The sequence below is a fragment of the Mycetohabitans sp. B3 genome (genome assembly GCF_021498065.1).
Lineage (GTDB): Bacteria > Pseudomonadota > Gammaproteobacteria > Burkholderiales > Burkholderiaceae > Mycetohabitans.
The window spans coordinates 343732-363449 of record NZ_JAHLKN010000039.1 but is presented as its reverse complement, the minus strand read 5'-3'; the positions used below and the strand labels follow the sequence as shown (position 1 = coordinate 363449).

The window sequence follows — 19718 nt, the reverse complement described above, 5'->3', positions numbered from 1 at the left end:
TCCTTTTGTCATGAATCATCCTCAATCGACTACGCTATCCGATGATCCAGGCTTGTCTGTACTGGTACTGATTGCGCAGTTCCATGGCATCGCGACGGACGCCACGCAGTTGCGTCACGCGAGTGGTTTGACGTCTACTTGTTTCAGTGTCAACGACCTTATATTGGCGGCTCGATCCATTGGGTTGAAAGCGCGTCGGGTACACGTGACGTTGGATCGGCTGGCCTCTCTACCCAAGCCCGTTTTGGTGCTCGATGCTCACGGGAAGCACTTTGCGCTAGCCGCCTGTGACGCAGAAAAAGCATTGATTGTCGAAGCAGACTCGTCTGGACCCACAGTGTGTACACCTGCCGACGTGATTAAACGCTCGGATGGCTGGATGGTGCTGCTGACCTCTCGCTCGGCGCTTGTTGGCGAGTTTGCACGTTTCGATTTCTCATGGTTTATTCCGGCCGTTGTCAAATATCGGCGCATCCTTCTAGAAGTATTGCTTGTATCCGCGGTGCTCCAACTATTCGCATTGGTGTCGCCGCTGATGTTTCAAGTCGTCATGGACAAGGTGCTGGTCAACCGTGCGTTCAATACACTCAACATCGTTTGCATCGCGCTTTTGTTGAGTGTGACTGCCGAGATCTTGATCACTGGTGTGCGCAATTACATTTTCGCGCACACTGCAAGCCGTATTGATGTCGAGCTTGGCGCCAAACTGTTTCGCCACTTGCTGGCACTGCCGTTGGCCTATTTCGGCGTGCGTCGCGTCGGCGACACCGTCGCCCGTGTCCGGGAGCTGGAAAATATTCGCAGTTTTTTAACCAGTCAAGCTGTCACGGCGGTGATCGATTTGTGTTTTTCGTTCATCTTTTTGGCCGTGATGTGCCTGTATAGTGTCTGGCTAACGTTGGTGGTAGTCGTTTCGTTACCTATCTATGCAGCGATATCGATTACGGTCACGCCAATGCTACGTAAGCGATTGGACGAAAAGTTTGCTCGCACTGCCGATAACCACTCGTTCTTGGTGGAGACGGTCTCGGGCGCCGAGACCGTCAAGTCGATGGCGGTCGAGCCACAATTCACGCGCCGCTGGGACAATCAGCTTGCGGGTTACGTCTCGGCTGGCTTTCGTGTGATGTCGCTGAGCAACGTTGGCCAGCAACTGATTCAACTGGTCGGCAAGCTTGTTTCTTTAGTGACACTTTATCTCGGTGCACGGTTTGTCATTGAGGGCAAGCTGTCGGTTGGGCAGCTCATCGCATTCAACATGATGGCTCAACACGTTTCGGCTCCGGTGTTGCGACTGGCCCAATTATGGCAGGATTTTCAGCAGGTCGGCATCTCGATGAGCCGGCTAGGCGATATCCTCAATACACGCACCGAATTGTCGACTAGTCGCCAAGCATTACCCGCTGTACGGGGCAACATTAGCTTCCAAAACGTTCGTTTCCGTTATCGGCCAGAGGGGCCAACCGTTCTTGACAATGTATCGCTTGACATTGCCGCAGGTGAAGTAGTCGGCATTGTCGGTCGGTCAGGTTCGGGAAAAAGTACGCTGACGAAATTGCTGCAGCGCCTTTACCTGCCTGAGCAGGGACGGGTCCGTATCGACGGTATTGATTTGACGTTGGCAGATCCGGCCTGGCTACGCCGCCAGATTGGTGTGGTGCTACAAGAAAACCTGCTGTTCAACCGTTCGATCCGTGAAAATATTGCTGTCACTGATCCGGGTGTATCACTCGATGTTGTGATTGGCGCTGCGCAGCTTGCCGGCGCACACGACTTCGTTTCTGAACTTCCAGAAGGGTATGACACAGTCGTCGGTGAGCATGGTTCGAATCTGTCTGGCGGGCAACGACAACGCATTGCGATTGCCCGTGCGTTGATGACTAATCCGCGCATCCTAATCCTGGATGAGGCAACAAGCGCACTTGACTTTGAAACCGAGCGCATCATTCAGAATAATATGAAGGCAATATGTAATGGGCGTACGGTCATCATCATCGCGCACCGACTCAGTTCTGTACGTCATGCGGATCACATTATTGCGATGGATAAAGGGCGTATTGTCGAGAAAGGAACGCACGAGTCACTTCTTGAAAGGCGTGGTTACTATGCGTCTTTAGTTGCACTTCAAAACGCCTAATCATGCCTTTACCATGATTCTGACAAAGATCCAAGCGCTCGGTGCATTGCTGACGCGATATGTCGCCGTATTCCGTGAAGCCTGGCGGATACGTCACGAACTGGATACTAAACCGCGATTGCCTCACGAGCGAGCCTTCCTGCCTGCACATCTCGAACTGACTGAAACGCCAGCGCATCCACTGCCATGGTGGACGATGCGTATTCTGATGGTTCTAGGATTGCTGGCTGTTGTCATTGCACTGGTCGGCCGGTTGGACATTGTCGCTGTTGCACCGGGCAAGTTAATACCCAAGGAAAAAGTCAAAAAAATACAACCAGCGCTAACTGGAGTGGTGCGTCAGATCTTGGTTCGCGACGGTCAGCGAGTGCAAGCCGGTCAATTGCTCATGGAGCTCGATACAACTCAGGCCGCAGCTGATGCCGATAAAGCAAGGTTGAGTCGCATCGATGCAGCGTTGACTGCCGAGCGTTCACGCGCCCTCTTATTGGCTCAGGCGCAAGGCAAGCCTCCAACCGTAGGGAGGGTGGAGGGCGCGAGCGACGAACAACAGCATGAAGCACAGCACTTAGCCGAAGGTTTTTACAATGAATACCGAGATAGGCTGAGTGGAGCCCAAGCTGAACTGATGAAGCGAGAAGCGCAGCAGGCTACGGCTCGGCGGCAGATTGCGAAGCTCGCTGCGACGGCGCCCTTGGCAAGGCAGCAAGCCAACGACTACCGAACGCTCGCGAGCGATAAGTACGTGGCTAAAACAGAATACTTGGATAAGGAACAGACTGCGCTGAGCCTAGAACATGAATTGGCCGCACAACGTAGCCGTACACGAGAACTGAATGCTGCCATTGCACAGCAGCTCGCTGAGATCGCAGCGATATCTTCGCAATTTAGGCGCCAGCAACTAGATTGGCTTGATAAGGCGACTCAACAACTCGCTCAAAGCCGCAACGACGAAACTAAGGCGGAAACACGTCAGAAGTTGCTTAGCCTGACCGCTCCCGTTGCTGGCACGGTTCAGCAGCTACGCATTCATACGTTAGGCGGCGTCGCAACGGCAGCTTCGCCAGTCATGGAGATTGTGCCGGACGACGTGCTTGAAGTCGAGGCCAGCATCGAAAATAAGGATATTGGGTTTGTGAAAGTTGGGCAGCCAGCCACCGTTAAAGTCGAGGCTTTTCCTTACACTCGCTATGGCTTTTTGAAAGGAACAGTCGAGGCTGTGTCAAATGACGCCGTTCTTGACCGCAGGCGTGGCTTAACCTTCGTTGCACGCATTCGTATCGAGACCAATCGGATTCGAGCTAATGACACTTGGATTAATTTGTCACCTGGAATGGCCGTGACAGCTGAAATCAAAACCGGCCAGCGCAGCGTTGCACACTATTTTCTCGATCCCGTCGCTCGGACTGCCCAGGAGGGCTTGCGTGAGCGCTAAATATGACTTGACATCATTCGTCGCGGCCCTGCTGGTTGGGGGCGGATGTGTATTTAGCGGTGTTGCTGCCGCGTCGCTATTCGATCCGCTGGGGACAAACCGCGTTGTGCCGGCATCACCGGCGATAGAGGTGCTTGGCGCTGAAATAAATGGGTGTATGACGGGTGAGCTGTCCCGGCCTTTGAGATTGCAAGACGCCGTGGCACGCGCGCTCTGTCACCATCCAAAGACCCGGCAGGCCTGGGCACATGTTAAAGTTCAAGCCGCGGCTGTAGGCGCGAGTCGGGCAGCGTTTTTGCCGTCCGTCAGTGGAAGCTGGCAACATACCCATGGCAATACAGCCAATGATGTAACCGGTCACCCTCAATTTAAGTCGGACTATCGCACCAACCTGCAGAATGCCAATATATCGTTGAGTTGGACGCTGTATGATTTTGGCGGACGTGTGGCAGGATTACGATATGCGAATGAGCTGGTAACGGCCGCGTTGGCAACTCAGCAAGCCACCTTGCTAGAAGTGTTCGCTACGGTTGTGAAAAACTTTTATGCAGCACAGGCTGCGCATGGTGCGCTCACCGCTGCGCAGGAAATGGAGCAAGTTGCAAAGGCTAGCGTCGATGCAGCCACGGCTCGTGTTGACAGAGGCGTGGCCGCAATCAGTGATCAGTTACAAGCGCAGACCGCATACGCAGCAGCAGCGGTGAATCGTGTCCAGGCTGAAAACGAATGGCAAAGCGCAATAGGTACACTTGCGTCCAACTTGAATCTCGCGCCGACAACGGCGATTTTGCTACCCGGTGTCGAAGATGGCGTCACGCCAGATCAGGAATTTAATGATTCTGTTACCGCCCTAATGGATGATGTTCAGCGTAATCATCCGAGTGTTGCTGCTGCCCAAGCACAAATGGTTGCGGCACAATCTAAGGCTGTTCAAATTCGCGCAGAGGGACTGCCGCGTCTGAACCTCGTGGCTCAATACAATTACAACAACCAGCCGACGAGTGTGCAACTAGGCTCCCCAGTATTTCCCGCGACACATCGGGAATGGTATGTTGGATTCCAGGTGACCATTCCAATTTTTGAGGGATTCGTCAGAACTTATCAAGTCAGGCAAGCGGACGCGCAAATTGAACTACAATCCAGTGCGCTTGATGAAATTCGCCGGCAGGCCGGTCTCGATGTATGGAACAGCTACCAATTATTGCAAAGTGCGACCCAGAATCTTGGCAACAGTTCTGCACTGTTATCGTTAGCCCAACGTTCATATGATGCAGCGAACCATCGGTATCGGAAAAACGTTGGAAACATGCTCGAACTACTCAATGCTCAGTCTGCACTGGCAAATGCAAAGCGGCAACGGATTCAGGCGCTCACGGATTGGCGATCAGCCCGTCTGCAATTGGCGGCGAAACTGGGCAAGCTTGGGATGTGGGACTTAGATAAAGCGTAGATGGATAGTATATTGAGATGTTACCGACTATCTGTGCGCCGTTGGTGATATTGGTTTTTATGGATTGAACTACTTGACTTTGCCGGAGTTCTACTTTCCAGACTCGCAGGTAACGGCGATGAAACAGCGAAAGGTCAACAACCGTTCTAGCAGGCCGCCATGTGACTTCGGATGCAGGAGTGACAGCGCGCCGAGCGCCGCGGCTTCCTGGAGCGTTTTCGGCCGTTTCCGAGCTACAAAGACTGGCTTAGAGATGTGTTGTCGCCCAAGGCGGCTGACCAGTGGCGTTACCGCAACCACGAATCGGACGAGATCCCGGCGCGCATTGTCGGCGATGCACAAGTCGATTCGAACGAGACTCGGCGTCGCAAGGATCTGCGCGACTTCGTGACCGAGATCCACGGCGATCATGTGGCCTACCACTTGGCCGGCAGGGTTTCGCCGGCGTTCGTCGACCGTGGCGATCGCATCGACGTGCACGACGCCGACTATAAGGCCGCTATTCTGGTCGCCCTCAGCTCAACACGGAGAAGTGGGGAGCATTCCAAGTAACCGGCAGTAGGGCCGACAAGGACCGCTATGCCTGTCTGGCGGCCAGCTACAGCTTTCACGGTCACCAACCTGGGGCTGCAGGCCGGCATACGCGAGGATCCGGCCGGTTGGCTGCCCAGCGTAGCCCGGTCGCTGGCTAGATCGGGCGGTCGGCCAATGGCACGCCGAAGCGGGTCGCTCCGCTGGCCGTCGTGATGGCTCGCGTGGACAGTGATGGTGAGCAAGACTATAGTATCGTTAGGTATCACTTATTGATAATGGAGGGCTGGCGTATGGCAACGTCACTCAAAATCGACGAGGAGCTGAAGGGACGCGTGCAGCACCTGGCCAACCTGCGCGATCGGTCACCACATTGGATCATGCGTGAAGCGATCAAGCAGTATGTGGAACGGGAAGAAGCCCGTGAAAGCTTCAAGCAGGAGGCGCAGGCGTCCTGGACTGCCTATCAGGAAACCGGCCAGCATTTGACCGGGCAAGAGGTGCGCGCGTGGTTGAACACCTGGGGCACGGACAACGAAACGGGACTGCCTGAGTGCCACACGTAATCATCACGGAAGGCGCAGGCCGAGGATTGGAGCGCTGCCGGCGCTTTGTGGCCAGCAAGAGCCCGGAAGCGGCCCGGCGGGCCGCCCAAGCCATCACGCGGCAATTCCTGTTGCTGGAAACGACGCCAGCCGTCGGACGACCTTTTTCCGAGCAACCGGGGTGGCGTGAGCTGATCATCGAATTCGGCGATTCCGGCTATGTGGCTTTGTATCGCCACGAACCTGCAGACGATGCCGTATACGTGCTGGCTTTTCGGCATCAGAAGGAAGCGGGGTACTGACCGTGACCGACGATGAAACCAAAGCCTGAGTCGGTCGTTCGCCTGGTCAATGACGACAACCATTTGGGCGCTTGATTCAATGCCGACGTAGCGGCAGATTTCCGGCAAAGGCTAGTTTTTGAGGCTTCGCGTCCGACTGATGAACGAAAAAAAGCACTGGCGATTACTCGCAAGTGCTTGATTTAACTACAGAATTCTTTGGTGGGGCGTGAGTGACTCGAACACTCGACCTACGGATTAAGAGTCCGCTGCTCTACCAACTGAGCTAACGCCCCAACAGAAGGGGAATTATAGCAGGCTTTTTGCGGCGCGCACACATTTTTTGGACCGGACATCCTCGTGCTGTGCCGCTCCCTATTCACGGCCGTCGCCTGCCTCTCACAGACGCCCCGATCGCTCCCCATCTCGAATCAAGCTCTAGACACTCCTCGAGCAAGCCCGTCTCAGCCCCAATATGATGTCGCCGGCTGATGTCGCCGGCACGTGCTCGACGGTACATTGTCCGTGCCATCTAGCCCCGCCACCCGAACTGAAAAGAAGCATTGCTCAATGGGTCTCGCCGCGATCGACTCGATGCTCGACAGCTTGTTTGCACCTGGGTCAAAGTATTTCAACTCCGGGCCGAAGCGCTCCACGACGATACGCTCACGCTGCGTCTGCCTTTTTCGGCCGCGCTCTGGCACGCTAGTGGCGTCATTCGCGGGCAAGTTTCCATGGCGGGCGGCGGATACCGCGATGGTTATTGGCCGCGCCCCGCAGCGCTGGCTCCGGCCGATGACCACCGTATCGCTGAACATAAGCTTTATGCGCGCGATGCGCACCGGCGATCCCGTGCAGCCCCGACGCACCTGCGCATCAACGCCGCATCCGCGCCGTGAGTGATTCCGGGTTCACGACGTTTTGCGTATCGCCGCCCAAATACGCGAGGATGTTGTTGAACGCCGCGCCGAAATACAGTTCATAGCTCTCGCGTTCCACATAGCCAATGTGCGGCGTGCAAATCGCATTTTCCATGCGCAGTAACGGATAGCCCTGCAGGATCGGCTCGCTTTCGAATACGTCCACCGCGACCATGCCCGGCCGCCCTTGATGAAGGGCTGATACGAGCGCGTTCTCCTCGAGCAGCTCGGCGCGACTCGTGTTGACGAACAGTGCCGTCGGTTTCATCTGCACCAGGTCATTGACGGTCACGATGCCGCGGGTCTCGTCGTGTAGCCGCAGATGTAGGCTCAGCACGTCGCTTTCGGCAAAGAGTTGCTCGCGCGTCTGCGTCACTTCAAAACCATCGCCTTTCGCCGCCTGCAACGAATGTTCGCGTCCGTAGATCAACACGGTCATGCCGAACGCGCGCCCGTAGTGGGCGACAATCTTGCCGATTTTCCCGTAGCCCCAGATGCCCAGCGTCTGCCCGCGCAGTACCTGGCCGAGTCCGAAGTTCGGTGGCAGCGCGGTGGTGCGCAAGCCTGATTGCTGCCAGGCACCTTGCTTGAGGTTCGCGACGTATTGAGGAATGCGACGCTGCGCCGCCATGATCAGCGCCCACGTCAGTTCGGCGGGCGCAACGGGCGAGCCGGTGCCTTCGAGCACCGGAATACTGCGCTCGGTGCACGCCTGCAGGTCCAGGTGGCTGGATACGCGGCCGGTCTGGCTGATGACTTTCAGTCGCGGTAGTTTGTCCAGCAATTGCGGCGTGATGCGCGTACGCTCGCGGATCAATACGAGCGCTTCGACTTCCGCGAGTCGGCTGACGAGTTGCCCGAGCCCGCGCACCGTGTTGTTGAACACCTTGACGTCATGCCCGGCGAGCAGTTGAAAACAGTTGAGCTTGCGGACGGCGTCTTGGTAGTCATCGAGGATGGCAATCTTCATGGGGACTTAGAACAGGGCGGTCTTTTGCGGTGCACCACTTGCACCGCGGACAGGGTGCTATGCTTGACGCTCTACCAGCAATGCAGTGATCGGCGGCACCGATGCGCCGAGACCGGAGAACCGCTTTCGTGCGCGTCAGCGCACCTATGCCGTGCCGAGAATCAAGCAGCCTTTTCAATTTCTAACAGCTTGTCGAGCGCCGATGCAAGCCACGTTACAAGATGGTACAAGCCGGCAAACTGCAATGTCCGCGACGTCTGTTGCGCACGCGCGCCCATTGGCGCGCGCCTCTCGCAGCCAGCATCGTCGGGCTCATACCGTTTCTTTCTTGTCAAAACGGAGACAGCTCCATGAATCAACCAGGAGGCACCCCCACCATTGATCCCGACATTCCGGCATACGTCAGGCACCGCAAGCTGATCGAGTGGGTCGAGCACGTCGCAGCGTTGACGCGGCCGGACCGCGTCGTCTGGTGCGATGGCTCTCAACAGGAATATGACTGGCTGTGCGACCAGATGGTTCGGCACGGAACGTTCAAAAAACTCAACGAAGCGAAGCGTCCGAACAGTTATCTCGCCTGCTCGGATCCGTCCGATGTCGCGCGGGTTGAGGACCGCACGTTCATCTGTTCGCAGCGCAAAGAGGACGCGGGTCCGACGAACAACTGGATCGATCCCAACCAGATGCGCACGACGCTTGGACAGCTTTTCGATGGCTCGATGGCCGGGCGCACGATGTACGTCGTGCCGTTCTCGATGGGACCGCTCGGCTCGCCGATTGCGCACATCGGCGTCGAGCTGACTGATAGCCTGTATGTGGTCGTGAACATGCGGATTATGACCCGGATGGGGCGGCCGGTCTACGACATACTCGGTGAGCACGGCCAGTTCGTGCCGTGCGTGCACTCGGTCGGCGCGCCGCTCGCCCAAGGTCAGTCCGATGTGCGCTGGCCGTGCAACGATACAAAATACATCGTGCACTTCCCGGAAACCCGCGAGATATGGAGCTACGGCTCAGGCTATGGCGGCAATGCATTGCTCGGCAAAAAGTGCTTCGCGCTGCGTATCGCGTCGACGATGGGTCGTGACGAAGGGTGGCTCGCCGAACACATGCTGATCCTGGGCGTGACTTCGCCGCAGGGGCGCAAGTACCATGTCGCTGCCGCGTTCCCGTCGGCCTGCGGCAAGACGAATTTCGCGATGCTGATTCCTCCGCAGGCGATGAACGGCTGGCGTGTGTCGACGATCGGCGATGACATCGCATGGATTAAGCCGGGCCAGGACGGCAGGCTGTACGCGATCAATCCGGAGGCCGGCTATTTTGGCGTCGCGCCGGGTACCAGTGAAAAGACCAATTTCAATGCGATGGCCACGTTGCGCCAGAACGTGATATTCACGAATGTCGCGCTGACCGATGATGGCGATGTCTGGTGGGAGGGCATGACGGACACGCCGCCTGCGCACCTGATCGATTGGCAAGGTCAGGACTGGACACCGCAGATTGCGCAAGAAGCCGGTCGCAAGGCCGCTCATCCGAACGCGCGCTTCACCGCGCCTGCATCGCAGTGCCCGTCGATCGATCCTGATTGGGAAAACCCGCAGGGTGTGGCGATCGACGCATTCATCTTCGGCGGCCGCCGCTCCAGTACCGTGCCTCTGGTGACCGAGGCACGTAATTGGGTGGAAGGCGTCTATATGGCCGCGACGATGGGTTCCGAGACGACGGCCGCCGCGGCGGGCCAACAAGGCGTCGTGCGTCGCGACCCATTCGCGATGCTGCCGTTTTGCGGCTACAACATGAGTGACTACTTCGCGCATTGGCTCGACATCGGCGCCCGGCTGCAAGCGCAAGGCGCGACGTTGCCTAGGATCTATTGCGTGAACTGGTTTCGCAAGGGCGCCGACGGCAAGTTTGTCTGGCCGGGTTTTGGCGACAACATGCGCGTTCTGCAGTGGATGCTCGGGCGCATCGACGGACAGGCGCGTGGTGTCGAGCATGTGTTTGGCGTTTCACCGCGCTATGAGGATATCGATTGGACCGGCCTGGCGTTTTCACGTCAACAGTTCGAGCAGGTCATGTCGGTTGACGCTGGCGTGTGGCGCGAGGAGCTGGCGTTGCACGGAGAACTGTTCGCCAAGCTGGAGCGCCGGCTGCCCGAGGCGTTGAGCCGAATCAAAGACCGAATCGAGCAACAACTCGCGGTCTAGTCCTTTTGCACAAAATCGGTGCGTGGTTGAGAGTTTTTGCGCTGAATAGTCCATTAGTACCACATTGCGCCGATTCCCCTACGAGGTTTCGGCGTTTTTTCGGAAAATGCTGTGCCGCAGTGCCGCAACTTATGCAGACTTTCGCAAGTCATAGGAAAATCCCGCATTGCAATTGTGCAACAACGCCATTTCGGTTGCACGCTGTAGGAGTTTCCTAATGGATCATTTGCAGTCGATGCGCGTTTTCGTCAAGGTGGCGGACCTAGGCAGCTTTGCCAAGGCGGCCTCCATGATGGACATGTCCAATGCTGTTGTCACCCGGCACGTCGCCGACCTGGAAAGCCGGTTGGGCACCCGTTTGCTGAACCGAACCACGCGCTCACTTTCGTTGACCGAGTCTGGCCAAGTCTATCTTGAGCGCGCCCGCCAGATCCTGGACGAGTTGGAAGAGGTTGAGCAGATGGTGGTGGCGCGCAATCACGAGCCGGTCGGCACGTTGCGCATCGTCGCGCCAGTGGTGTTCGGGCTACACAATTTGGCGCCCGTGCTGCACTCGTACGCGCAGCGGTTTCCGCAGGTCGTCCCGAACGTCACGCTGGTGGACCGGGAGGTCGATATGGTGGAGGAGGGTTTCGACGTCGGCGTCGTAATTGCGCGCAACGTGCGCAGCGCCAGTGTCGTGATGCGTCGGCTGACTACCGGCTGCATCACTGTCTGTGCAACGCCTGAGTACATCGCCAAGCATGGTGCGCCGCAGCGACCCGAGGACTTGCTCGAGCATCACTGCCTGTCATTGCCCGCGGACTATTGGGGCGACGAGCGTGTATTCACTGGTCCGGATGGCCAAGAGGTCCGGGTGCGGCCCGCCAATGTGATGATTGCGAACAATACCGAGATGCTGCGTCAGCTTGCGTTGCTCGGCAATGGCATTGCGTTGTTGCCGAGCTACCTGATCGGCCGCGACATGGCCGAGGGGCACTTGATGCGCTTGTTGCCACAATATCATCTGCCGCGGGTCGATATCAACATCGCTTATCCCAGTCGGCACTATCTGCCGGCCAAGGTGCGCACGTTCATCGATCACCTCGTCGAGCACTTCAGCCAGACGCCGAACAGCATGCTCGGTGAACAATGGTCTGGCATTGATGGCGCGCACACCAAGGCAGCTGACGGCTCGATGGGGTTGGCCGACGCGGCGGTGCATCCGGCCCCGGCACCCCGACGCCCGGAACAAGGGCGCGGCGAGGATGAGCTGGACCAGCTTGATGAACAATTGCGCGCTAACGGTATCGAACGCAAAGGGACGCGCCGTGCGCCGGCGGCGCCACGGCGATATCCGGGCAACGCTGAACGTCACACGTACGAACCGGCATAGGCAGCGGATATGTCCGGGCGGCGCGACCTGCCGCCGCTGGCACGCCGGGCCTCCGGCGCCGTGCACCACACCACCTCGTGGCCACGGCAGTGCACGCGCGGGTACCTGTAACGCCGCATCACCGGTGCGTGAAGTGACATATCGTGCGATGTATTGATCGTCCGGTGTCTTACCGGCCGCTCCGCCCAATGCTTGGCCCGTGCTCGCCGGGGTGGTCAGCCCGCGGTGCGCTTGCGTGCCGGCGCCTTGCGTGCAGTGGTTTTCGCGGCAGGACCCGCTGTTGCCGTGCCGGTTCGGGCAGCCCGTTTGGTTGCGGGCTTGAGCGGCGTCGCGTGGTCGCTGTCGCCGTGTTGCGTCGTATCGGGCACGGCGCCCCCGGCTTCGCTGTTTGCCTTCGCGCCACGCGCTGAAGACTTCGCTGCGGTCTTTGCCGCCGGCTCCTTCTTCTCGAACTCGAAGCCAATCGAGCCGTCTTTCTGCTTGACGAGAAATGCCTTGAAGTTGCGCCCGGTGCGGGACGACTTGAAATTCGTCAGCAGGTCGGTGCGCCCCTGATCGAGCAACTTTGCCATTTGCTCCCGCGTGATTTCCTGTTGCAGGATCACCTTTCCGGAACGGAAGTCACAGGTCTTCGGATGGGCGGTCTGGTTTTCGCAAACGTAGCTCATGCCGTGCTCGAACACACGCGCATGGCACTTCGGGCATTGGCCGACGGGTTCCTGTGAGGAGAAGTCGGGGGCTTCGCCATCGTCTCCCGCCGTATCTTGCCCGAAGTCGAACTCCAGCTTGTAATTGTTTGCCTCTTCGTCGCGCGCGAGCTTGAGGATGGCGGAGAATGGTCGGCCCATCTTCGAGCGGAAGCCCGACAGCGGGCCGATTGATTTTTCCGACAGCAACTGCTCGACCTCGTCGATCTCGAACTGGCGGCCACCCGGAATCTTCGAGATCGAGAAATCGCATTTCGTGCACGCGAAGCGACGGTAGTTCTCTTTGACTTCGCCGTCGCAGTTCGGGCAAGGCGTCTTCAACGTCGCATAATCGCCCGGGATCGTGTCCGAATCGTATTCCTTCGCACGTTTAACGATTGTTTGGGTCATACGCGCGATCTCGCGCATGAACGCTTCGCGCTCCAGACGGCCTCGCTCCATTTGCGACAGCTTGTGTTCCCACTCGCCGGTCAGCTCGGGGGCGGTCAACTCTTCGACGCCCAGGCCACGCAGCAGCGTCATCAGCTGGAATGCCTTAGCCGTCGGGAGCAACTCGCGGCCCTCGCGGAGCAGATACTTTTCACCAAGTAGCCCCTCGATGATCGCTGCGCGCGTGGCGGGCGTGCCCAGGCCCTTGGCCGCCATGGCTTCGCGCAATTCGTCGTCCTCGACCAGCTTGCCCGCTCCTTCCATCGCTGAGAGCAGCGTCGCTTCGTTGTAGCGGGCGGGCGGCTTGGTGGTTAATTGCTGGGCTGCGATCTTGTCCGTCTGGACCTTCTCGTCCTTGGCGACCGGCGCGAGGTTCGCATCTTCGCTCGATGTCTCGCGGCCGTACACCTGCAACCAGCCTGGCGCGACCAATACCTTGCCTTCGGTTTTAAAATGATGGCCCACCACTTCCGTGATCCGGGTCGTCACTTTGTACTCGGCGGCTGGGAAAAACACGGCCAGGAAACGCTTGACTACCAAGTCGTACAGCTTCTGCTCCGGCTCGGACAGGTTCTTGGGCGCTTGCAGCGTCGGAATGATTGCAAAGTGATCGCTGATCTTAGTGTTATCGAAGATCCGCTTGTTTGGCCTGACCCAGCCCTTGTCCAGCACCTGCTTGGCAAACGGCAGGTAGTTGTTGCTTTCCTTGAGCACCTCCAGCGTATCGCGGGCCGCGGCCATGTAGTCTTCGGGCAGCGCGCGCGCATCGGTACGCGGATAGGTCAGCACCTTGTGCCGCTCGTATAGCGCCTGGGCCAGCGCGAGCGTGTTCTTGGCCGAGAAACCGAAGCGTCCGTTCGCCTCGCGTTGCAGGCTGGTCAGGTCAAACAGCAGCGGTGAGAGCTGCGTTGACGGTTTCGATTCCTCGCTGACCGTGCCCATCTGCCCACGGCATGCCGCAACGATCGTTTCGGCCGCGGCCGCGCTCCAGAGTCGGGAGTCGCGTTGTTCGGGATCAAACTCGTTTTTCTTGAATTTCGGGTCAAACCAACGCCCTTCGTAGAAGCCGGTCGCGCAAACAAACTCAGCCTTGACTTCCCAATAGTCGCGCGGCACAAAGCGACGGATCTTTTCTTCGCGCTCCACGACGATCGACAGCGTTGGCGTCTGCACGCGTCCGACCGTGGTCAGGAAAAAGCCACCGCCCTTGCTGTTGAACGCCGTCATCGCCCGCGTGCCGTTGATGCCCACGAGCCAATCGGCCTCGGAGCGGCAGCGTGCCGCGTCGGCCAGCGGTTGCATCTCCTGGTCGCTGCGCAATTGCGCGAAGCCGTCTCGGATTGCCGCCGGCGTCATCGACTGGAGCCACAAACGCTGCACCGGTTGCTTGGCTTTGGCGTGCTGCACGATCAGCCGGAAGATCAACTCGCCTTCGCGGCCCGCGTCACATGCGTTGATCAGTCGGTCGACGTCCTTGCGCTTGATCAGTCGGGTCAGCAGCTTTAGCCGAGATTCACTTTTGGCGATCGGCTGAAGGTCGAAATGGGGCGGAATAACGGGCAGATTCACAAAGCTCCATTTGCCGCGCTTGACTTCATACTCCTGCGGCGCCGCGATCTCCACTAAGTGACCAACAGCCGACGACAGCACATAGTCATCGCTCTCGTAGTAATCGTCATGCTTTGTGAAGCCGCCCAGCGCGCGCGCGATATCGTTCGCGACAGACGGCTTTTCGGCGATGATCAGGGCTTTTGACATGACTATTGGTAAGTACGAATGCGCGGAATCGAACGCTTTATAGCATATCGGCCGCAAACACATCGCGGCTCGAGCGCGGCAAGCGGCTTGCGGCAACAGTTCAGCCGCGCATGATAAGCGCGTGTTAAGGCCGACCGCAAGCGCTCAGCGCAATTGCGTGCAAGCGTGGCGCGAGGTGGCAATAGCCGGAGAATGGGCAATTTGCGTGCCGCGTCGCTCACGCGTCAACGAGCGCCGGACGTAGTTTTGGCGCGCGCTCCACGCCAGGCAGCGAGGATAAGTCGACTAGCATCCGCGCAACGATCTGCGGATGGGGCAGTACGGTGCCGAAAAAGCGCGTGGCATGAGTATCTTCGATCAGGATGGTCGGAAAGTTCTCCACATCGAGGTCATCGAGCCGGTCGGCATGCGTCTCGATGTCGATCCAAACAAAACATGCTTCCGGATGCGCGTCCGCGAGCGCGTCGAAACCGGTCCGGTATTCGCGGCACGAGCCGCACCATTCGGCGCACAGGCAGGCGACAAACAGCGTGTCAGCGGATGACAGACGTGTGGTGATGACGTCGGCGTCGTGGTCAAGGTCGAGGGCAGGCATGATTGAGAGATCCTGGCAACGCATCGTGGCGGCGTGGGCGTGCCGGCGTGGCTCGCCTGGCGGGTGCCGCCGTGGTGACACGCCGCTACCGATGCAATCTAACTTTGGACTGTAGCATGGTCGCCGTGCGATCGGCATGCAATCTGCTCACGCGCGCTGAAAGCGCCCGCCTGGTAGCGCAACGATCGTACCAGCCAATTCCAGTTCCAGCAGTACCGCTTGCAGTGTCGCGCAGTCCAAATGGGTACGCTGTACTAGGGTTTCAAGCGTGACGGGATCGTGTCCGATTGCGTCCAGGGCTGCGCGCCGCGCTGCGTCTGCGGGATGGCTGGCTTGAGTATTCCGTGCAGCAGCGAGGTACGCTGGGCGGCGTCGGGCGCTCGACCAGGGTCCGATTGCGCGATGTCGGGTGGAGGCGCGCACCGCAGCGGTGCCGCGCCGTGCGTCACCGGGCGTGACGGTGCGGTACCGCCGTGGACGCGCGTGGTGGTCAGTCACCAACGGATCGGCCGGTACGGCGGCCGTGGCGTCGCCCCAATCGGCTGCCGGCGCGTCAGCCAATTGGGACGTTTCAGCGCGCACTGGCCGGATGGTGGCGCGCTCGGCCGGGCGGGTTGTCGACGCACCGGCTGTATCGGTTGTGAAAGCATCTGGTACGTGGGCTGCCGAAATATCCGATGTGTGAGCTACCGAAGTATTCGATGTGTGGGCTACCGAAGTATCCAGCGTATGGGCCACCGAAGTACTCGGCGTATGGACTGCCGAAGCATTCGGTGTATGGGTCATCGAAGTATCATGCCTATGAGCCGTTAAAGCCTCTGGCATGCGGGTCGCCAAAGCATCCGAAGCACAGATTGCCGCCTCGGGCCGGTGGATTGCCGACAGCTCAGGCGTGTGGGCTGCCAGCGCATGGGTCGCGTAGACGGTCGGTGGGGCGGCTTGCACGCTGGCCGGGGCGGTGCCGGGGGCCGCTTCGACGCCGGGCTCCGGCAATCGAAGCTCGGTCAGCACGTCGTGCGGTGTTTCGACTAGCTTGGCGCCGTCTTTGATCAGCCGGTGACAGCCACGGGACATCGGCGAATGGATGGAGCCGGGAATGGCGAAGATGTCGCGGCCAATGTCGTTGGCCAGTCGCGCGGTGATTAACGAACCGGAATAGGGGGCGGCCTCCACGACGAGCACGCCCCGTACCATCGCGGCGATGAGTCGATTGCGTTGCGGGAAGTGCTGGCGCAGCGGCGCGGCGCCCAATGGCCATTCGCTCAGGATGGCACCGCCACGCTCGACGATTTCAGCCGCCAGGCTGACGTGACGTTGCGGGTAAATCACATCCGCGCCAGAGCCGGTGATCGCCACTGTTACGCCGCCGCTATCCAGCGCGCCGCGATGCGCGGCACCGTCGATGCCCAACGCCAGTCCCGATACGATGCACACACCCTGTGCCGCAAGCGCCTGCGCGAACAAGCGCGCATTGTCATTGCCTTGCGGCGTTGGATTGCGGCTGCCGACGATCGCCAGCGCTGGTCGGTGCAGCGCGCCGATCGTGCCATGCACGTAAAGTAGCGGCGGCGGATCGTACAGTGTCAGCAGCGCGGGCGGATACGCCGGGTGGCCGAACGGCACGATCAGCCGTGCATCTCCGGCGGTCCACGCAAGCGCGGCCTCCACGCGTGGTGCCACCGCGTCGCGGCTTTGCAGCAACGCCTGCGCGGCGACGGCGCCGACTACACGCTCCAGGCCCGCGGCCGTCTCGGTCATGATGGGTCGCGGCGAGCCGAATGCCGCGAGCAGCGCGAGCGCCGCCGATGCCGGCACGCGCGGCGTATGCGCGAGCGTCAACCAGGCAGCGAGTTCATCTGCCGCAAGCATCGGCGGCTGAATCGTGGTATTCATCGCGTGATAAAATTTTGTCAGTCTAGTAGGTTGGTTTCCAGCGTTCCCGGTTCGCGTCTCAGGACCCGCGCGCCGTGTCCGCCAGTGCAAGCGCCAAGCGGCCTTTGCGCGCCCGCGATGCCGCCCGCGGCTTGATTCGGGGGCGCTGCGCCCTGACTTAACTATTACCGAAGATGAAGAGGTGGGCGATTCGGCCGATTGGCCGACGCTTGTGCGCGAATACGAGTCCACTCGAGAGGACTGATTGATCATGGCTTTGCTCAATATCCTGCATTACCCCGACAAGCGCCTGTACAAGGTCGCCAAGCCCGTCGAACGTGTCGATGAGCGCATCCGCAAACTGGCGGCCGATATGGCCGAGACGATGTATGCGGCGCCCGGCGTCGGGCTAGCGGCCACGCAGGTGGATGTTCACGAGCGCGTCGTGGTCATCGACGTGTCGGATACTCGCGACGCGCTGCGCGTGTTCATCAACCCGGAGATCGTCTGGTCGAGCAATGAGCGCAAGGTCAATGAAGAGGGGTGCCTGTCGGTGCCGGGCATCTATGACAGCGTCGAACGCGCCGAGCGGGTTCGCGTGCGCGCATTGAACGAGAACGGCGAGCCTTTCGAGCTGGAGTGCGAAGGATTGCTCGCGATCTGCATCCAGCACGAGATGGATCACCTGCTCGGCAAGGTATTCGTTGAGTATCTGTCGCCGCTCAAGCAGATGCGGATCAAGACGAAGATGAAGAAACTCGAGCACGCGATGTGACGGCCGCGATGACGTCTACCCTTCGCGTAATCTTTGCCGGTACGCCACAGTTCGCAGCGACCGCGCTGCAGGCGATCCACGACGCGGGCTTTGCGGTGCCGCTTGTGTTGACGCAACCTGATCGTGCGGCGGGACGCGGAATGAAGTCCTCGTCGAGTCCGGTCAAACAGCTCGCGCTGGCGCGGGAGTTGGCGCTCGCGCAGCCGCCCTCGTTGCGATGCGACGGCAAGTATCCTACTGAAGCGACCGACGCGTTGGCGCTATTGCGCGCCACGCCGCACGACGTGATGGTAGTGGCTGCATACGGGCTGCTGTTGCCGCAAGCGGTGCTCGATATCGCACCGCATGGCTGTATCAATATTCATGCGTCGTTGTTGCCGCGCTGGCGCGGTGCGGCGCCGATCCACCGCGCGATCGAGGCCGGCGACCGAATCACGGGCGTCACGTTGATGCAGATGGACGTGGGTCTAGACACGGGCCCGATGCTCATGCGTGAAGCCGTGGCGATCGAGCCGACGGACACGACGGGTACGCTGCATGACAAGCTGGCCGCGACCGGCGCGCGGCTTATCGTTGCCGGGCTGCGCGAGCTGGAGCGTACCGGTTCGTTACCGGTGACGCCGCAGCCAAGCGAAGGCGTCACGTACGCGCACAAGCTATCGAAGCAGGAGGCGGCGCTGGATTGGCGCTTGCCAGCCGAAATGCTCGCATGCAAGGTGCGCGCTTTTGACCCGTTTCCGGCCGCGCATGGGATACTGGGGGGCACGCCCCTGAAGATCTGGGCCGCCGAGCCGGTATGCGCCAGCGGGCCTGAGCTGGCTCCGGGCACTATTCGGGCTGTGGACAGTGCTGGCGTGACGATCGCCTGTGGCGAGCATGCATTGCGCGTTACCCAGTTGCAAAAGCCGGGAGGCAAGCGGCTTGCCGCCCGAGAATTCGTGGCGGGATTTCCGCTGCGCGTGGGGCAGCGCTTCGAGACCGGGCCGAACGATCGGCCCCAGGCTGCGCTACCGTCGCAATAGAGAGTGGCCATGCTGGGAATCACGCATTTTCCGCTTTTCATCGCCGCGGTGTTTCTGCTCAACCTTACGCCGGGCCCCGACACCGCGTACATCGTGGGGCGCAGTCTCGCGCAGGGGCGGAAGGCCGGTGTATTGTCCGCGCTCGGCGTGTCCACCGGCGCCTGTGTGCACACGCTGGCGAGCGCGTTCGGCCTGACCGCGCTGCTTGCTGCGTCGGCGACGGCGTTTTCGGTGTTCAAGATCGCGGGTGCGGTGTATCTCATTTATTTAGGGACCCGGTTGCTGCTGACTAAGCCACGGCCCGGCGGTGTGGCGACGGCGGGCGCCGCCGCGGGCATGCCCAGGCCGTTGCGCGCGGTGTATCTGCAGGGTTTCTGGACGAACGTGCTAAACCCCAAGGTTATGCTGTTCTTCGTGTCGTTCTTTCCGCAATTTGTATCGGCGCAAAGTGACTACAAGCCGCTGGCGTTCCTGGTACTCGGCGGGATATTTGTCGCGATGAGCCTGGTCTGGTCCTGTTTCGTGGCTTGGATCGCCGGCACCGCGACGCAGCGGCTGTCGGGGCGTGCGCGGGTTAGGCAGTGGCTGGAGCGCGGTGTGGGCAGCGCTTTCATTGGGCTCGGTATCAAGCTGGCGATGACGACACGCTGACGGGTGGGGCATTGAATTTTTGATGCACACCCCTATCTAACATAATCCTTACGACGGG

15 protein-coding genes and 1 tRNA gene are annotated in these 19718 nt (G+C 59.7%); 11 read left to right on the top strand and 5 right to left on the bottom strand.

Annotation, left to right across the window (positions count from 1 at the left end):
• Positions 1–10 precede the first annotated feature (10 nt).
• The 6 genes from KQH55_RS14095 (at position 11) to KQH55_RS14070 (ending at position 6400) form a co-directional block, all read left to right on the top strand.
• Positions 11–2137 carry a type I secretion system permease/ATPase gene (locus KQH55_RS14095; RefSeq protein WP_235091425.1) on the top strand — a complete coding sequence of 709 codons (2127 nt, stop codon included), beginning with the start codon at positions 11–13 and terminating at the stop codon, positions 2135–2137.
• A gap of 13 nt (positions 2138–2150) precedes the next feature.
• Positions 2151–3572, top strand: coding sequence for an HlyD family type I secretion periplasmic adaptor subunit (locus tag KQH55_RS14090; protein WP_235091424.1), 1422 nt, complete (start codon positions 2151–2153; stop codon positions 3570–3572).
• Positions 3562–5022: a TolC family protein gene (locus KQH55_RS14085; protein WP_235091423.1), complete on the top strand. Its 1461-nt coding sequence runs from the start codon at positions 3562–3564 to the stop codon at positions 5020–5022. The genes KQH55_RS14090 and KQH55_RS14085 overlap by 11 nt, the downstream gene beginning before the upstream one ends.
• A gap of 258 nt (positions 5023–5280) precedes the next feature.
• Complete coding sequence (locus tag KQH55_RS14080; protein ID WP_235091422.1) at positions 5281–5574, top strand: hypothetical protein; 294 nt, start codon at positions 5281–5283, stop codon at positions 5572–5574.
• Positions 5575–5846: 272 nt separating this feature from the next.
• On the top strand, positions 5847–6119 hold the full coding sequence (locus KQH55_RS14075) for a CopG family ribbon-helix-helix protein (RefSeq protein ID WP_235091421.1): 273 nt from the start codon (positions 5847–5849) through the stop codon (positions 6117–6119).
• A gap of 26 nt (positions 6120–6145) precedes the next feature.
• Entirely contained in the window at positions 6146–6400 is a 255-nt protein-coding gene (locus KQH55_RS14070; protein ID WP_255763158.1) for a type II toxin-antitoxin system RelE/ParE family toxin, read from the top strand.
• Between the two features lie 199 nt (positions 6401–6599).
• Here the strand turns inward: KQH55_RS14070 and KQH55_RS14065 are convergent.
• Both KQH55_RS14065 and KQH55_RS14060 read right to left on the bottom strand, forming a co-directional pair.
• A tRNA-Lys gene (locus KQH55_RS14065) sits at positions 6600–6675 on the bottom strand.
• Positions 6676–7255: 580 nt separating this feature from the next.
• Entirely contained in the window at positions 7256–8269 is a 1014-nt protein-coding gene (locus KQH55_RS14060) for a D-2-hydroxyacid dehydrogenase family protein (RefSeq protein WP_076785765.1), read from the bottom strand.
• 350 nt (positions 8270–8619) lie between these two features.
• On the opposite strand from KQH55_RS14060, the gene KQH55_RS14055 reads away from it, so the two are divergent.
• Positions 8620–10476: a phosphoenolpyruvate carboxykinase (GTP) gene (locus KQH55_RS14055; RefSeq protein WP_235091419.1), complete on the top strand. Its 1857-nt coding sequence runs from the start codon at positions 8620–8622 to the stop codon at positions 10474–10476.
• 217 nt (positions 10477–10693) lie between these two features.
• Positions 10694–11851, top strand: a complete 1158-nt coding sequence (locus tag KQH55_RS14050; RefSeq protein ID WP_235091418.1) for a LysR family transcriptional regulator — start codon at positions 10694–10696, stop codon at positions 11849–11851.
• 215 nt (positions 11852–12066) lie between these two features.
• Here the strand turns inward: KQH55_RS14050 and KQH55_RS14045 are convergent, their stop codons facing one another.
• The 3 genes from KQH55_RS14045 to dprA all read right to left on the bottom strand — a co-directional run bounded on the left by KQH55_RS14045 (position 12067) and on the right by dprA (position 17233).
• Positions 12067–14745 carry a DNA topoisomerase III gene (locus tag KQH55_RS14045; protein ID WP_235091417.1) on the bottom strand — a complete coding sequence of 893 codons (2679 nt, stop codon included), beginning with the start codon at positions 14743–14745 and terminating at the stop codon, positions 12067–12069.
• A gap of 217 nt (positions 14746–14962) precedes the next feature.
• Entirely contained in the window at positions 14963–15340 is a 378-nt protein-coding gene (locus KQH55_RS14040) for a thioredoxin family protein (RefSeq protein ID WP_076796618.1), read from the bottom strand.
• A 147-nt stretch (positions 15341–15487) separates the two neighbouring features.
• Positions 15488–17233 carry a DNA-processing protein DprA gene (dprA, locus tag KQH55_RS17015; RefSeq protein WP_076796615.1) on the bottom strand — a complete coding sequence of 582 codons (1746 nt, stop codon included), beginning with the start codon at positions 17231–17233 and terminating at the stop codon, positions 15488–15490.
• A 250-nt stretch (positions 17234–17483) separates the two neighbouring features.
• Between dprA and def the strand changes: the two genes are divergently transcribed.
• From def to KQH55_RS14015, 3 genes are read left to right on the top strand one after another with little or no spacing between them, the layout of a single operon-like run.
• The gene (gene def, locus KQH55_RS14025; RefSeq protein ID WP_076785758.1) at positions 17484–17987 is read left to right on the top strand and encodes a peptide deformylase; all 504 of its coding nucleotides are present in this window, start codon (positions 17484–17486) and stop codon (positions 17985–17987) included.
• A gap of 8 nt (positions 17988–17995) precedes the next feature.
• Positions 17996–19009, top strand: a complete 1014-nt coding sequence (gene fmt / locus KQH55_RS14020; RefSeq protein WP_235091416.1) for a methionyl-tRNA formyltransferase — start codon at positions 17996–17998, stop codon at positions 19007–19009.
• Positions 19010–19018: 9 nt separating this feature from the next.
• Positions 19019–19660 carry a LysE family translocator gene (locus KQH55_RS14015; RefSeq protein WP_076785756.1) on the top strand — a complete coding sequence of 214 codons (642 nt, stop codon included), beginning with the start codon at positions 19019–19021 and terminating at the stop codon, positions 19658–19660.
• Positions 19661–19718: the final 58 nt, after the last annotated feature.

What these genes read in the sequence shown, in the direction of transcription:
- KQH55_RS14090 (WP_235091424.1), top strand. Translation starts at nt 2,151, where the DNA reads ATGATTCTGACAAAGATCCAAGCGCTCGGTGCATTGCTGACGCGATAT.
- KQH55_RS14055 (WP_235091419.1), top strand. Translation starts at nt 8,620, where the DNA reads ATGAATCAACCAGGAGGCACCCCCACCATTGATCCCGACATTCCGGCA.
- dprA (WP_076796615.1), bottom strand. Translation starts at nt 17,233, where the DNA reads ATGAATACCACGATTCAGCCGCCGATGCTTGCGGCAGATGAACTCGCT.
- KQH55_RS14050 (WP_235091418.1), top strand. Translation starts at nt 10,694, where the DNA reads ATGGATCATTTGCAGTCGATGCGCGTTTTCGTCAAGGTGGCGGACCTA.
- def (WP_076785758.1), top strand. Translation starts at nt 17,484, where the DNA reads ATGGCTTTGCTCAATATCCTGCATTACCCCGACAAGCGCCTGTACAAG.
- KQH55_RS14040 (WP_076796618.1), bottom strand. Translation starts at nt 15,340, where the DNA reads ATGCCTGCCCTCGACCTTGACCACGACGCCGACGTCATCACCACACGT.
- KQH55_RS14075 (WP_235091421.1), top strand. Translation starts at nt 5,847, where the DNA reads ATGGCAACGTCACTCAAAATCGACGAGGAGCTGAAGGGACGCGTGCAG.
- KQH55_RS14060 (WP_076785765.1), bottom strand. Translation starts at nt 8,269, where the DNA reads ATGAAGATTGCCATCCTCGATGACTACCAAGACGCCGTCCGCAAGCTC.
- KQH55_RS14015 (WP_076785756.1), top strand. Translation starts at nt 19,019, where the DNA reads ATGCTGGGAATCACGCATTTTCCGCTTTTCATCGCCGCGGTGTTTCTG.
- KQH55_RS14095 (WP_235091425.1), top strand. Translation starts at nt 11, where the DNA reads ATGAATCATCCTCAATCGACTACGCTATCCGATGATCCAGGCTTGTCT.
- fmt (WP_235091416.1), top strand. Translation starts at nt 17,996, where the DNA reads ATGACGTCTACCCTTCGCGTAATCTTTGCCGGTACGCCACAGTTCGCA.
- KQH55_RS14045 (WP_235091417.1), bottom strand. Translation starts at nt 14,745, where the DNA reads ATGTCAAAAGCCCTGATCATCGCCGAAAAGCCGTCTGTCGCGAACGAT.